This is a genomic window from Streptomyces sp. NPDC046977 (assembly GCF_040644455.1).
Lineage (GTDB): Bacteria > Actinomycetota > Actinomycetes > Streptomycetales > Streptomycetaceae > Actinacidiphila.
This window is the reverse complement of sequence record NZ_JBEYWO010000020.1, coordinates 147,830-162,067: the sequence shown is the minus strand read 5'-3', so window position 1 is coordinate 162,067 and position 14,238 is coordinate 147,830. Positions and strand designations below refer to the sequence as shown.

General features: G+C 71.8%; 15 protein-coding genes. 10 read left to right on the top strand and 5 right to left on the bottom strand.

Annotated elements, in window-relative coordinates; genetic code table 11:
• Positions 1-20 precede the first annotated feature (20 nt).
• Both ABZ883_RS27615 and ABZ883_RS27610 read left to right on the top strand, forming a co-directional pair.
• Positions 21-290, top strand: a complete 270-nt coding sequence (locus ABZ883_RS27615) for a hypothetical protein (RefSeq protein ID WP_360910661.1) — start codon at positions 21-23, stop codon at positions 288-290.
• A gap of 133 nt (positions 291-423) precedes the next feature.
• Positions 424-819, top strand: coding sequence for an endo alpha-1,4 polygalactosaminidase (locus tag ABZ883_RS27610; RefSeq protein WP_360910659.1), 396 nt, complete (start codon positions 424-426; stop codon positions 817-819).
• 15 nt (positions 820-834) lie between these two features.
• On the opposite strand, the gene ABZ883_RS27605 is transcribed toward ABZ883_RS27610, so the two are convergent.
• On the bottom strand, positions 835-1,266 hold the full coding sequence (locus ABZ883_RS27605) for a hypothetical protein (RefSeq protein WP_360910658.1): 432 nt from the start codon (positions 1,264-1,266) through the stop codon (positions 835-837).
• Positions 1,267-1,418: 152 nt separating this feature from the next.
• Between ABZ883_RS27605 and ABZ883_RS27600 the strand changes: the two genes are divergently transcribed.
• From ABZ883_RS27600 to ABZ883_RS27590, 3 genes are all read left to right on the top strand, one after another.
• A complete protein-coding gene (locus ABZ883_RS27600) occupies positions 1,419-1,778 on the top strand; it encodes a DUF427 domain-containing protein (protein WP_360910656.1) in 360 nt (119 codons plus the stop codon).
• Positions 1,779-1,947: 169 nt separating this feature from the next.
• A complete protein-coding gene (locus ABZ883_RS27595) occupies positions 1,948-3,606 on the top strand; it encodes an FAD-dependent oxidoreductase (protein ID WP_360910654.1) in 1,659 nt (552 codons plus the stop codon).
• On the top strand, positions 3,603-5,057 hold the full coding sequence (locus ABZ883_RS27590) for an ATP-binding protein (protein ID WP_360910652.1): 1,455 nt from the start codon (positions 3,603-3,605) through the stop codon (positions 5,055-5,057). The genes ABZ883_RS27595 and ABZ883_RS27590 overlap by 4 nt, the downstream gene beginning before the upstream one ends.
• 13 nt (positions 5,058-5,070) lie before the next feature.
• Here ABZ883_RS27590 and ABZ883_RS27585 read toward each other — a convergent pair whose 3' ends face one another.
• Complete coding sequence (locus ABZ883_RS27585; protein WP_360910650.1) at positions 5,071-5,385, bottom strand: YkvA family protein; 315 nt, start codon at positions 5,383-5,385, stop codon at positions 5,071-5,073.
• An 80-nt stretch (positions 5,386-5,465) separates the two neighbouring features.
• Between ABZ883_RS27585 and ABZ883_RS27580 the strand changes: the two genes are divergently transcribed.
• Positions 5,466-7,031 carry a hypothetical protein gene (locus ABZ883_RS27580; RefSeq protein ID WP_360910648.1) on the top strand — a complete coding sequence of 522 codons (1,566 nt, stop codon included), beginning with the start codon at positions 5,466-5,468 and terminating at the stop codon, positions 7,029-7,031.
• Here ABZ883_RS27580 and ABZ883_RS27575 read toward each other — a convergent pair.
• Complete coding sequence (locus ABZ883_RS27575) at positions 6,997-7,431, bottom strand: hypothetical protein (RefSeq protein ID WP_360910646.1); 435 nt, start codon at positions 7,429-7,431, stop codon at positions 6,997-6,999. The two genes, ABZ883_RS27580 and ABZ883_RS27575, sit on opposite strands and share 35 nt — an antisense overlap.
• 368 nt (positions 7,432-7,799) lie before the next feature.
• Here ABZ883_RS27575 and ABZ883_RS27570 point away from each other — a divergent pair, with 368 nt between their 5' ends.
• The gene (locus tag ABZ883_RS27570; RefSeq protein ID WP_360910644.1) at positions 7,800-9,974 is read left to right on the top strand and encodes a discoidin domain-containing protein; all 2,175 of its coding nucleotides are present in this window, start codon (positions 7,800-7,802) and stop codon (positions 9,972-9,974) included.
• 69 nt (positions 9,975-10,043) lie between these two features.
• Here the strand turns inward: ABZ883_RS27570 and ABZ883_RS27565 are convergent, their stop codons facing one another.
• Both ABZ883_RS27565 and ABZ883_RS27560 read right to left on the bottom strand, forming a co-directional pair.
• Positions 10,044-11,237 (bottom strand): low temperature requirement protein A, encoded by a 1,194-nt coding sequence (locus ABZ883_RS27565; RefSeq protein ID WP_360910642.1) that lies wholly within the window; start codon positions 11,235-11,237, stop codon positions 10,044-10,046.
• An 85-nt stretch (positions 11,238-11,322) separates the two neighbouring features.
• Entirely contained in the window at positions 11,323-12,174 is an 852-nt protein-coding gene (locus ABZ883_RS27560) for a SigB/SigF/SigG family RNA polymerase sigma factor (protein ID WP_360910734.1), read from the bottom strand.
• Positions 12,175-12,375: 201 nt separating this feature from the next.
• On the opposite strand from ABZ883_RS27560, the gene ABZ883_RS27555 reads away from it, so the two are divergent.
• The 3 genes from ABZ883_RS27555 (at position 12,376) to ABZ883_RS27545 (ending at position 14,205) form a co-directional block, all read left to right on the top strand.
• A complete protein-coding gene (locus ABZ883_RS27555; protein ID WP_360910640.1) occupies positions 12,376-12,780 on the top strand; it encodes an ATP-binding protein in 405 nt (134 codons plus the stop codon).
• Between the two features lie 175 nt (positions 12,781-12,955).
• Positions 12,956-13,648, top strand: coding sequence for a hypothetical protein (locus tag ABZ883_RS27550; protein WP_360910638.1), 693 nt, complete (start codon positions 12,956-12,958; stop codon positions 13,646-13,648).
• Positions 13,645-14,205: a hypothetical protein gene (locus tag ABZ883_RS27545; RefSeq protein ID WP_360910636.1), complete on the top strand. Its 561-nt coding sequence runs from the start codon at positions 13,645-13,647 to the stop codon at positions 14,203-14,205. Before ABZ883_RS27550 ends, ABZ883_RS27545 begins: the two co-directional genes overlap by 4 nt.
• The last annotated feature ends 33 nt before the right edge of the window (positions 14,206-14,238 follow it).

The window sequence follows — 14,238 nt, the reverse complement described above, 5'->3', positions numbered from 1 at the left end:
CACCACGGAGGAAGCGAACCATGCCCCACAGCCCCCGGACGAGCACCCGCACCGACCGCGGCACGCTCGGCGTCATCGGTCTGATATGCGCCGTCGCCGGCTTCTTCGTCCTCGGCATCCTGCTCGGCCCGGCCGCCGTGATCTGCGGCTGGCTCGCCATGGGCCGCACTTGGCGGGGCGCCAAGCCGCTGCTGCCGCTCGTCGCCGTGGTCCTGGGGGCGATCGACACCCTCGTGGCACTGCTCTGGATGACCGGCCCGCACTGGAGCGGCGGCAGCGGCATCCTCTGACCCGGCGTCCGCCGCCCGTCCCCACCGTCCCGTCGCCGCGCCGGACGGCGGCTCTGCTGACCGCGGTGGTACTGGCCGCCGGATGCGGCACCGGCCAACGCCCCGGCGGGGGCGCCCCGGTCGTCGACGAGGAGTGGGACGAGGTGCTGTTCGACATCTCGACACCCGCCCGGCGCACCGCGTCGCGCGCGGTTTCCAGGCCGCCGAACCGGACAACCTCGACTCCTTCGAGCGCTCCCGGGGCCCGCTGACCCCCGCTCAGAACGCCGCGTACGCCCGGCTCCTGGTGGCACGGGCGCACGCGGCGGGACTCGCCGTCGCGCAGAAGAACACCGCCGAACTCCTCCCCCGGCGCGCCGATGTCGGCTTCGACGTCGCCGAGGAGTGCGGCGACCACGCCGCCGCGTACGCGAACCGCGTCCTGGTCGTCGCCCGCACCGCGGCCGGCTTCGGCCGGACCTGCCGCCGCCGGGGCGGCCGCCTCTCGGTGGTGCCGCGGGACCGGGACGTCAGGCCCGCCACCTGCTGAGCGGCGGCGGCCGCTTCACCCCGCGGACACCGCGTACCAGCGGCCGTCGCGCTGGTGCACGAGCTCGGCGGCGACCAAGGTGTCGATGTGGCGCACGATGGTGGCCGGCTGGTACCCCACGGTGGCGCTCAGGTCGTCGATGGTCGTGCCGTCGCCGCCCGCGGCACGCAACTGTTCCAGGGTCTTGAGCGCTGTGCGGGGCAGCGCGGGTTCGGGCTGGGGCTCCGGCCGGCGTTCCGGGCTCTGCTCCGACCGTGGAGCGGGAGCCACCGGCACGGCCGCCTCCACCGGCGCCGGACCGCGCGCGGGAGCCGCCGCGGGGGCGCTGGAAGGCGAAACCGGGCGGGCGACGGGCCGTCCGGCGACCGGGGCGGCGGCCGCGACGGGGCGGGGGGTGCGGTTGACCGTGCGGTGCTTGCGGCCCTTTTGGTTTCGTCGGGTGCTCATCTCACGCTCCTCCTTGGCTGCGATCTTGCAGGGCCAACGGGCGAACGCGGTTTCGGTCACGCGGATACGTGCATGCGGGGGACACCGCCCCGGGGAATGGGTTCCCCGTGAGCGGGGTTCCATCACGAGAGCCGAGTGAAAAGGGGAGCCTCATGGCGTCCACCGACAGCACGCGTGGCCACACCGTCACGGCGGTGCCCGGTACGCAGCACGTGACGGTCGAGATCGACGGACAGGTGGTGGCCGACACCCGGCGTCCGCTCCTCGTCCACGAGACGGGCCTGCCGGTCCGCTACTACATCCCGCCGGAGGACGTCGACCTGGCGCGGTTCCGGCCGACCGACACCCACACCACCTGCCCGTTCAAGGGCCTGGCCTCGTACTGGTCGTTCGGCGACCACACCGACGTGGCCTGGGCCTACCCGGAGCCGATCGCCACGGTGCCGGAGATCAAGGACCACCTGTCCTTCTACGACACGATCGCGGAGATCAAGGTCGCGGACGGCGCCTGACCGACCGGCCCGCCGGCGCCCTCCGACGGGGCGGCGCCGGCCGTGGCCGGCGCGGGCGGCGGCCGTGGCGGTGCGTGACAGCGCGCCACGGACCGTGATGCATCGCCCCACCAGGCACGAGTGTTCGTTTTGGGGCGCGCGGCGGGCTCCGGGGAGCAATGATGGTCACATGGCGAATCCGACCATCCTGACCGTCGACGACGACCCGGCAGTCTCCCGGGCGGTGGCCCGCGACATTCGCCGCCGGTACGGGGACCGGTACCGTGTGGTGCGTGCGACCTCCGGCGACGAGGCCCTGAGCGCGCTGCGCGAGATCAAGCTGCGAGGCGAGCAGCTGGCCGTCATGCTGGCGGACTACCGCATGCCGCAGATGAACGGCGTCGAGTTCCTCGAGGCCGCGATGGACCTGTTCCCGCTGGCCCGGCGCGTGCTGCTGACCGCCTACGCGGACACCGCGGCGGCCATCGACGCGATCAACATCATCGATCTGGACCACTACTTGCTCAAGCCGTGGAGCCCGCCGGAGGAGAACCTCTATCCGGTGATCGACACGCTGCTCGAATCCTGGCTGTCCACCCCCGACCCGACCGCCAGCGAGACCCGGGTCGTCGGGCACCGCTGGTCCGCGCCCTCGTTCAAGGTGCGCGACTTCCTCACCCGCAACCTGGTGCCCTACCGCTGGCTGCCCTCGGAGGACCCGGAGGCCGTCCAGCTGCTCACCGCCGCGGGCCTCACCCCGGACGACGTGCCGCTGGTGGTCACGGACGACGGTTCGACGCTGGTGCGGCCGAGCGAGGCCGAACTCGCCGCGCACGTCGGCCTGAGCACCACGCCGTCCGCCGACTTCTACGACCTGGTGGTGGTCGGCGGCGGCCCGGCCGGCCTCGGCGCCGCCGTGTACGGCGCGTCCGAGGGCCTGCGCACGGTGCTCGTGGAGCGCAGGGCCACGGGCGGGCAGGCCGGCCAGAGCAGCCGGATCGAGAACTACCTGGGCTTCCCGGACGGTGTCTCCGGCGCCCAGCTCACCGACCGGGCGCGCCGGCAGGCGCTGAAGTTCGGCGCGGAGATCCTGAGCACCCGCGAGGTGACGGGGCTGGAGGCGGCGGGTGCCGGACGGGTGCTGTCCTTCGGGGACGGCTCGGCGATCACGGCGCACACCGTGGTGCTCGCCACCGGCGTGGCGTACCGCAGGCTGGACGCGCCGGGGCTCGCCGAGTTCACCGGCGCCGGCGTCTTCTACGGCTCGGCCATGACCGAGGCCATGAACTGCGCCGGCCAGGACGTCTACATCGTGGGCGGCGCCAACTCGGCTGGGCAGGCCGCCGTGTACTTCTCGCGCAACGCCCGCCGCGTGCACCTGCTGATCCGCGGTGCCGACCTGGGCCGTTCGATGTCGCGCTACCTGATCGACCAGATCGCCGCGATCGACACCATCGACGTGCACCCCTGCACCGAGGTGGTCGGCGGCAAGGGCGGCGACCACCTGGAACAGTTGCTGCTGCGGGACGCGAAGACGGGCGCGGTGACGACCGTGGACGCGGAGTGGCTGTTCGTCTTCATCGGCGCGGAGCCGCGCACGGACTGGCTGGAGGGTGTCGTGGAGCGCGACGCGCGCGGCTTTGTCCTGACCGGCCCCGATCTGCTGACCGGCGGGCGGCGGCCGGGCCGCTGGCCGCTCCCCCGCGACCCGTACCACCTGGAAGCCAGCGTGCCCGGGGTCTTCGCGGCGGGCGACGTCCGCGCGGAGTCCGTCAAGCGGGTGGCGTCGGCCGTGGGCGAGGGCGCGATGGCCGTATCGCTCGTGCACCGTTATCTGGAGGCGCAGTGACCACCACGCCGGACCGGCTCGGACCGGAGCAGCTGAAGACCCTGTTCCTGTTCGAGGCGCTCGGGGACAAGCAACTCGCCTGGCTCGCCGAACAGGGCTCCGTGGAGCGGACGCCCGCCGGCAGCGACGTCTACTGCGAGGGCGAGCCCGCCACCTGCTTCTACATCCTGCTGAGCGGCACCGTGGCGATGACCAGGCTGCTCCACGGCGACCAGGTGGAGGTCAACCGCACCGACCAGCGCGGGGTGTACGCGGGCGCTACGCAGGCGTACCTCGGCGACCGGGTGGAGCAGGTCTACCCCAACTCGCTGCGGGCGATCACCGACTGCGAGTTCTTCGTGGTCCCGGCCGGCGAGTTCGCCGGGGCGATGCACCGGTGGTTCCCGATGGCCGTGCACCTGCTGGAGGGGCTGTTCTTCGGCGTACGCCAGCAGAACACGATCATGGGCGAACGCGAACGGCTGCTGGCGCTCGGCTCCCTCTCCGCGGGCCTGACGCACGAGCTGAACAACCCGGCCGCGGCCGCGGTACGGGCGACCTCCGCGCTGCGCGACCGGGTCGCCGGCATGCGGCACAAGCTCGCCCTCATCGCGGACGGTCGGCTCGACACCCGGCAGCTGCACGAACTGGTCGAGCTCCAGGACGCCGCGATCAAGCGCCTCGCCTCGGCACCGGAGTTGTCGGCGCTGCAGGCCTCGGACGCGGAGGACGAGCTGACGGACTGGCTGGAGGACCACGGCGTCAACGGCTCCTGGGAGCTCGCCCCGACGCTGATCGCGGGCGGCGTGGACGTCGAGTGGCTCGGCACCGTGGTGGAGACGGTCGGCGAGGACCGCCTGGAGGCGTCCGTGCGCTGGCTGTCGTACACCCTCGACACCGAACTGCTCATGGGCGAGATCGACGACGCCGTCACCCGGATCTCCGGGCTGGTCGGCGCCGCGAAGCAGTACTCGCAGCTGGACCGCGCCCCGCAGCAGACCGTGGACGTGCACGCGCTGCTGGACGCGACGCTGACGATGCTCCACGCGAAGATCCCCGGCGGGGTGCGGGTGGTCAAGGAGTACGACCGCACGCTGCCGCAGATCCAGGCCTACGGCGCGGAGCTCAACCAGGTGTGGACCAATCTGATCGTCAACTCGCTGGACGCCATGGCCGGTTCGGGCACCCTCAGCATCCGCACCCAGTGGGACGGCACGGAACGGCTGCTGGTCGAGATCGGCGACACCGGAGCGGGCATCCCCGACGAGATCCGGCCGCGGATCTTCGAGCCGTTCTTCACCACTAAACCGGTCGGCGAGGGTACCGGGCTGGGCCTCGACATCTCGTACCGCATCGTGGTCAACAAGCACCACGGCGACATCCGCGTCGAGTCCACCCCGGGCGACACGCGCTTCACCGTGTGCCTGCCGGTCGCCCTGAGCCACCCGGGCGACGCCTCGGTCCCGGACTGAACCGGCGGGGCCGTCAGCCGAGCGTCTTCCGCGACTTCCCGAAGCCGGTGGTGGGCAGCTGCTGGTCCGCGGCGCTCTTGAGCGACCGCAGGGCCAGCAGCAGCACCCCGATGTCGTCGATGAGGATCGGGTCGGGCAGCAGGTCCACCGGGCACACCAGGTAGATCAGCGCGGCCCAGAAGGCCAGCTTGCCCGAGCGCGGGACGTCGGCGCTGCGCAGCAGGTTCCTGACCCGTGCCATCTTCACCACCAGCACCACGGCGACCGCGAGCATGATCGCGACCGCCACCCCCGCGATGACCAGCGCTGTCGTGGACCAATCACCCATGGCTGCCTCCCTCGTTCGCGTCTACCCCTGACGGGTGCGCAGAAACGGTACCCGACCCGGCACGAAAGGCCGTCCACCGCATGATCGCGTCACACCGGATCGCCGACACCAGCGACATCCGCGACCGCCGGCTCGCCGGCCTCGCGCTCAATCCCGCGGCCCCCGAGGACGTGTTGCTGCGTCTGCTGTCCGACGGGCCGACGGTGGCGCGCCTGACACTGAGCGAAGGCCGGCCGCTGCCGGACGCCGTCGTCGAGGCGGTGATCACGCACCCGGACCGATCGGTGCGCGGCCGCTTCGCCTGCAATCCCCATGTCGACCCGGGACTGCGCCTGCGGCTGATCGACGACCCCGAGTGGATGGTACGGGCCCTGCTCAGCGACGGTCCCGCCCTCCCGCTGCACACGACCCCCGCACCGCTGCCGGACTGGGCCGTCCTCCACATGATCCGCACCTACGGGGACGAGCTCCAGGGCGGGTTGGGGTTCACCCGCCAGGTGTCCACCGGCTTCATGTGGTCGGCGCTCTCCCACCCGGACCCCAAGGTGCGGCGCATGGGCATCAGCTGGCGCGGCGTACCGGACGACGTCAGGGAGGCGCTGTTCGCGGATCCCGACGAGAAGGTCCGGAAGCGCGCCCGCGACTGGGTGCGGGACGAGGACCCGCAATGGGTGGAGCAGCAGTTGCCGGCGCACAGCTGCCACGGCCGCACCCACGGGCTCCTGAACGGCGCCCTCAGCCGGAGCGTCATCGAGAGCGTGCTCACCGCGCCGGCGGCCGAGGACGAGCGCGCCACGATCGCGCACAACCCCACTCTTCCCGCGGACGTGGTGGCGCTGCTCTCCGCCGATCCGGACGCCGAGGTCCGCCGGCTGATCGCCCGCCACCCCCGGCTCCCGAAGGAGCGGCGCCGGGCGCTCGGAACGGATCCCGACCCGGGGGTGCGGGTGAGTGCCGCCCACCGCCGCGACCTGGAACCCGACGAACTGCGGGCGCTGGCTGCCGACCCCGATCCCCGCGTGCGGCTCGCCGCGTCCATGCACCCCGCGCTGACCGACGCCGAACGGGCCGCCATCGACTACGAGGTCCCCATGGAAGAGCCGTTCGTTCCGGGGATCCCCTCACGGGTGCCCGGTGATCCGGCCGAGTTGCGGCGCGACGCCCTGTCCGGCCATCCGATGCTGCGCCGTCGGGCCGCCCGGGACCGCTTCCTGCCGTCCGACCTGGTCGCGCGCCTCGCCGCCGACGACGACCTCGGCGTCCGTGTCCTGCTCGCGCAGAACCACCCGGAGGCACCGGCGGCGCTGCTGCTGCGCAGCTTCCTGGAGTACACCGGTCGTGAGCGCGAACACCTTCTGCACCGGGCGGACTTCCCTACCGCCGGGCTGGCCCGGTACGCCGGCGACGAGGACCCGGCGGTGCGGGCGCTGGCCTGCCGGGACCCGGAGACCGCCGCGGAGACCGTGGACGGGCTCACCCGCGACCCCGATCCTCGGGTGCGGGCCGCCGCGGCAGCCCACCCGAAGCTGCCTCCCGCCCGGCTGGCGGAGCTCCTCGACGACGGGGAACTGGCCCATCACGCGGCGGCGAACCCGGCGCTGGACCCCGTCGTCATGCGTCGACTCGTGGCGTCCGCTGCCGGATGAAGGGGGTCAGCCGGTCGTACGCGGCGCGCAGTTCGGCGCGGGTGTACGCGTCCCGGACGGCGATGAGGGCGCCGTGGGAGGCGGAGTGGTCGACCGTGAAGCGGTCGTGCCAGCCGCCGCCCGAGGCGATGATCACGGGGGCGTCCACACCGTCGAACTGGTCGGCGGTGATGTCGACACGCAGGCCGTTCTTCTCGATCCACGCGTGGGAGGCGCCGTTCTCCCAGGCGCTGACGTACCTCCACACGCCCATGCCGTTCTGGTGGAGGTACTCGCCGAGAAGGACCGACGCGTCACCGCAGGAGCCGTGGGGGAAGCGCTCCAGGGAGACCAGGCCGGGGTCGGGGCAGTCCAGGATCGCCTGCCGGAGCTCCAGGGCGAGTGTGCGGAGTTCGGACACCCGCGGAGTGTAACGCGTGAAGATCATTAGTACGAGAGGTGGCGCGGGGGCATCCGCCACCGGGGGTCGGCCGGTTGCCGGAGCGGGCTCCGGTTGCCCGGGGCCGCAGTCAACCCAGCGGGGCCCGGACCGTCAAGAGTTCACATCAGCCATCCTGCGGGGACGTTTCGGCGGGCCGAGAAGCCCCCTTCATGTTCAACAAACGAAGGAAACGAACTCCTCGCAGGTCACGGACCGTTCGGGGCTCTCAACCCTTGAACGACTGTTGACCCGCCGGAAACAGTTCCTGTCGGAGCTCTTGACCGCGACTTCTCTCACGTCTTAACTCACGCCCTGAATTAAGTTGTGCGGCCGAGACAGGAGTTCCGATGAGACCCCACGTCAAGGAAGCCCACCGCAGACACTTAGGGCTGATAGCCCTGCTGTCCGTCCTACTGGCCCTGATCGCCGTCCCCGCCGGCCCGCTGGCCAAGGCCCACGCGGCGGCCTGCGGAACCGCCAACGTCGCCCAGGGCAGGACCGCCACCGCCTCCTCCACCGAGAACGCCGGCACCGCAGCGTCCAACGCGGTCGACGGCAACGCCGGCACCCGCTGGTCCAGCGCCTTCAGCGACCCGCAGTGGCTCCAGGTCGACCTCGGCAGTGCGCAGACGCTCTGCGAGGTCGTGCTCACCTGGGAGGCCGCCTACGCCAGCGCCTACCAGATCCAGATCTCGTCCAACGGCACCGACTGGACCACCGTCGCCTCCACCACGACCGGCACCGGCGGCACCGAGACCCGCGCCGTCAGCGGCACCGGCCGCTACGTGCGCATGAACGGCACGGCCCGGCACACCCAGTACGGCTACTCGCTCTGGGAGTTCGCCGTGCACACCACCGACGGCGGCACCGGCCCGATCCAGGGCGGTGGCGACCTCGGCCCCAACGTCCTGGTCTTCAGCCCCTCGACCACGGGCATCCAGGCCAAGCTGGACCAGATCTTCCAGCAGCAGGAGTCGGCGCAGTTCGGCACCGGCCGCTACGCGCTGCTGTTCAAGCCCGGCACGTACAACAACATCAACGCCAACATCGGCTTCTACACCTCGATCGCCGGGCTCGGCCTCTCCCCCGACGACACGACCTTCAACGGCGACGTGACCGTGGACGCCGGCTGGTTCAACGGCAACGCCACCCAGAACTTCTGGCGCTCGGCGGAGAACCTGGCCCTCAACCCCGTGAACGGCACCGACCGCTGGGCCGTCGCCCAGGCCGCGCCCTTCCGCCGCATGCACGTCAAGGGCGGCCTCAACCTCGCGCCCAACGGCTACGGCTGGGCCAGCGGCGGCTACATCGCCGACAGCAAGATCGACGGCACCGTGGGCCCGTACTCGCAGCAGCAGTGGTACACCCGCGACAGCTCGGTCGGCGGCTGGACCAACGGCGTGTGGAACATGGTCTTCTCCGGCGTCCAGGGCGCTCCCGCGCAGAGCTTCCCCAACCCGCCGTACACCACGCTCGACACCACGCCGGTCTCCCGTGAGAAGCCCTTCCTCTACCTCGACGGCAACGACTACAAGGTCTTCGTCCCGGCCAAGCGGACCAACGCGCGCGGCACCACCTGGGGCGCCGGCGCGCCGCAGGGCTCCTCGATCCCGCTGAGCCAGTTCTACGTCGTCAAGCCGGGCGCCACGGCCGCGACCATCAACGCCGCGCTCGCCCAGGGCCTCAACCTGCTGTTCACGCCCGGCATCTACCACGTCGACCAGACCATCAACGTCGACCGCGCCAACACGGTCGTGCTCGGCCTCGGCCTCGCGACGATCGTCCCGGACAACGGCGTCACCGCGATGAAGGTCGCCGACGTCGACGGAGTGAAGCTGGCCGGCTTCCTCATCGACGCGGGCACGGTCAACTCCCCGGTGCTGCTCCAGGTCGGCCCGCAGAACGCGGCCGCCGACCACTCCGCCAACCCGACCACCGTGCAGGACGTCTTCATCCGGATCGGCGGCGCCGGCCCGGGCAAGGCGACCACCAGCATGGAGGTCAACAGCGACGACACCATCATCGACCACACCTGGATCTGGCGCGCCGACCACGGGGCCGGCGTGGGCTGGGACACCAACGCGGCCGACTACGGCCTGCGCGTGAACGGCGACGACGTGCTCGCCACCGGCCTGTTCGTCGAGCACTTCAAGAAGTACGACGTCCAGTGGAGCGGCCAGAACGGCAGGACGATCTTCTACCAGAACGAGATCGCCTACGACGCCCCCAACCAGGCGGCCATCCAGAACGGCGCGACGAAGGGCTGGGCCGCCTACAAGGTGGACGACTCCGTCACCACGCACGAGGCCTGGGGCGTGGGCAGTTACTGCAACTTCACCACCGATCCGACGATCCGCATGGACCACGGCTTCGAGGTCCCGGTGAAGCCGGGGGTCAAGATGCACGACGTCCTGGTGGTGTCGCTCGGCGGCATGGGCCAGTACGACCACGTCATCAACAGCACCGGCAGCGCGACGTCGGGGACCTCGACCGTCCCGTCGAACGTGGTCTCGTTCCCCTGATCCGCGCATGAGGCATGCCTGAGCCACACGAAGGGGTGCCCCGCCCGCCGGCGGGGCACCCCGTCCGTCTCAGGCGGCCGGCCGGCGCCGGGAGTGCAGGAGCTCCCCCGCGGCGACCGCCGCCGCCATCGCCAGCCCGGCCGTCGGCACCGCCCAGGTACCGCAGAACGTGGCGGCCAGCACCAGCGCGGCGCAGAGCGGGAGCACCGCGTGCTCGGCGAACCCGCGCTTGGCCCGCCGGGAATGGATGAGCCAGACCATCAGCAGGAAGAGCGCGGTCGGCAGCGTCACCGCGGACGCGGCGGCCGTCTGCGAGATGTGCGCCTTGTGCACGGCCTGCTCGACCACCACCTCGATCCCCGCTCCGATGGCGGCGGCCGACCCGAAAATGACGTAGTGGCCGTAGCCCCACACGAACGACTGGACGCCGGTGGTCAGATGCTGGTGGACGGGGATGGCGAAGTAGAGCCAGTACGCCGTGAAGACGATGAGCAGTCCGCCGAAGGCGATGGGCAGCAGTTCGCCGAGCGCGGAGGACTCGTCCAGTGCGGACTGCACGGCCACCGTGGCGGCGGCGACGGACTCGCCGAGCACGATGATGGTGAACAGCCCGTAGCGCTCGGCGATGTGGTGCGGGTGCCAGGTGGTGCGCTCCGACCGCTCCGCCAGGACGGGCACCGCCAGCTCCGCGGCGGCCAGGATCACGAAACCCCAGGTGAACACGGTGCCGGGCACCAGCAGCAGCGCGACCCAGCCAACCTGGACGGCCACCAGACCGGCGACGTAGCGCAGCGCCGTCTTCCGCGCGGTCCCGGTCTGGTTGCGCGCCGCGCGCAGCCACTGGAAGGCGAGCGCGACCCGCATGATGACGTAGCCGGCCACGGCGACGGTGAAGTCGTTGCCGTCGAAGGCGCGGGGGACGCCGGCCGCCAGCACCAGGACGCCGGTGATCTGGACGAACGTGGCGATGCGGTACGGCACGTCGTCGGTGTCGAACGCCGAGGCGAACCAGGTGAAGTTCAGCCACGCCAGCCAGATCGCGAAGAAGACGAGGCAGTAGCCGAGGACCCCGTGCCCGGGACGGCCCTCGGCGACCGCGTGCACCAGCCGTACCCCGGCCTGGGCGACCGCCACCACGAAGCAGAGGTCGAACAGCAACTCCAGCGGGGTGGCGACCCGGTGCGGCTCGTGCGGGTCGCGGGCCGTCATCCGGACCAGCGGACGGAATCGGCGGTTCGGCGACACGTGATCGTGATCGGTCATCCGCGCATCGTAGGGCGACCGCCGTGGCCCGCGCACGGCTGTGCCCGCGCCCCGGCGGGGGCGCGGGCACCGAGAGGGGACGGCGTCAGCCGGCGGTACCTTCCTGGAGCATTCCGGCGCGCAGCCGCGCGATGGTCCGGGACAGCAGGCGGGAGACGTGCATCTGGGTGCAGCCCATGATCTCGCCGATCTGGGCCTGCGTCAGCTCCTCCACGTACCGCAGGTGGAGCAGTCGCCGGTCGCGCTCGCTCAGCTCGCTCATCAGCGGGGCCAGGGAGCGCAGATCCTCTATCAGTTCCATGCCCGGATCGGGCGCGCCGATGAAGTCGGCGAGCACGGTCTCGCCGTCACCGTCGTCGTCCGTGGTCAGCGCCGCGTCGAGGGAGGACGCGGTGTAGCCGTTGGACGCGACCTGCGCCTCGACGACCTCCTGCTCGCTGAGGTCCATGAGGGCGGCGAGTTCGGCCACCTTCGGGGCCCGGCCGAGCCGGGAGGACAGCTCGTCCCGGGCGCGCGCCAGTTCGACCCGGCGCTCCTGCAGCCGGCGCGGCACGTGCACGGCCCATGTGGTGTCGCGGAAGAAGCGCTTGATCTCCCCGACGATGTAGGGCACGGCGAAGGTGGTGAACTCGACCTCGCGCGAGATGTCGAAGCGGTCGATGGCCTTGATCAGGCCGATCGTGCCGACCTGCACGATGTCGTCCATGTCGTCGCCGCGGTCGCGGAAGCGCCGCGCCGCGAACCGGACCAGCGACATGTTCATCTCGATGAGGGTGTTCCGCGCGTACTGGTGGTCGGGCGTGCCCTCCTCGAGAACCGTCAGCCGGTCGAGGAAGAGTTTCGACATGGCCCGTGCGTCCGAGGGCGCGACACTGCTCGGGTCGCTGATCTGCGGGAGTCCGTCCACGACGGCCTTCTCCACTCCCGACCGGACCACCGTCCTGCTGACGTCCGCGATCACGATGCCTCCTCAACCCCTCGAACGGCGTGTACCCGTGTGCTGCGGTTCGGGTACCCGGTCCCGCGCCGGGCATGCCACCTGATTCCGGGGTGACGTAAATCTGTGGGCCGGGTCGCGTAGGACCGGCACGTCCGGGCAGACACACAGGGACCAGTGAGGCCTACGGGGTGATCGTACGTGTACAGCCTTCAAACGGGTGACGAAGGACAGGTACCCATCGCCGCACACGGCGGCGGGACCCTTCCCGCGTCCATCGGCGAGGCGCGTGACATGGCCCGTGCCCGTCTGACCGGACTCGATCCCGAACGGGTCGAGGACTGCCTGCTGGTGGTCTCCGAACTCGTCACCAACGCGTTCCGCTACGGCGACGGCGTCGCCGGCTTCGAGGTCCTGCCCGAGCCGGACGGCATCCGCGTCTCGGTCGGCGACCACAGCTCCCGGCTGCCCACCACGCCGCAGCCGGACGGCGGCTTCCTGCCCGGCGGCTACGGCTGGCGCCTGGTGCGCCGGCTGGCGCGGGACATCCGCGTGACCCTGCTCGCCCGGGGCGGCAAGGTCATCCAGGTCGTACTGCCGCGCTGAACGCGCGCGCCGCTCCGTCCCGTCCATCCCGCCTCCCCTCCTGTGCGCCTCGTCGTCCGGACACGTGTGCGTGGACCCACGGATCGCGGATACACGCACCGTAGACACGACAAGGGACCCGAAACAAGGTCAGATCCCCATTCCAGGACCCCCATGGGTCCCCAGGAGGCACACCATGACCACGGGCATCATCATCGGGGCGGTCGTCCTCGTACTCCTGATCGCCGCCGCGGCGCTGTACCTGACGCGCCGCGGGCAGGGGTCCGGACATCTGAGGCGCCGTTTCGGCCCCGAGTACGAACGGACGCTCGCCCGCCACGACGGCGACACGGCCGCCGCCGACAAGGAGCTGCAAGAACGCGTCGACCGCCACGGGCACCTGACGCAGCGCCCGCTGGAGGCCCGCAGGACCGAGGAGTACCGGGCCGAGTGGGCGGCCCTCCAGGAGCGGTTCGTGGACTCCCCCGCCCAGTCCGTGCGCGAGGCCGCCGGGCTGCTCGACCGGCTGGCCCGGGAGCGGGGATTCCCGGCGGCCGACTCCGGCGAGCAGATCGACGCGCTGTCGGTGCACCGCCCCCGCCACCTCCAGGCGTACCGCGACCTGCGCGGTGCCGCCGGTCCGGGGCGGCAGGACGGCGAGCGCCCCACGACCGACACCGAGAACCTGCGCGCCCGGCTGCTGGAGGCCCGCGCGCTCTTCGACGACCTCGTCGCGGAGGGCAAGGAGCCCCGGCACCCCGCGCGCGGCCGCCGCGACACCGCCCCGCGGGCCGGCACCCCGGCCGCGGGCACCGAGTCGGAAACCGAGACCGAGACGGGGAGCCACGCCTCCCACCGTTCGCATCTGCCCTCCGGGAGTGCCCGATGAAGCCCATGAACGAGACCGGCCACGACGACGCCACCGAGCCCAGGACCGTCGAGAAGATCGACGTCAAGAGCAATGACGTCACCCCCGGCACGGACAGGACCGGCCGGCGGCCCGAGCAGCCCTCGCAGGCCTCACAGCCCTCGCAGCCCTCGCAGTCCGGACGGACGAGCGAATCCGGTGCCGCGCGCGGTCCCGTGACACCTGATCGGACCGCCGAGCCGCGCGAGCCCGCCGAGCCGGAGCGTCCGGCGCGGGCCCCGCACACCCCGCGGGAGCCGGGTGCCCCCAAGGCGACGGCCGAGGACACCGACAAGCTGCGGCGCCGGCTCCAGCAGGCGGTCGGCGGCTTCGTCGACGAGCCGCGGCACGCGGTGGAGGAGGCCGACCACGTCCTGGAGGAGGCCACCGAACGGCTCGTCCGGGAGCTGGAGACCAAGCGCCACGAACTGCGCGCGGGCTGGGACGGCGGCCAGAGCCGCACCGACTCCGACACCGAGAAGCTGCGGCTGGCCCTGCAGGGCTACCGCGAGCTGGTGGACCGGGTTCTGCACGTCTGACCCCGCGTCACCCGTACGGAGGAAAGCCGTCGC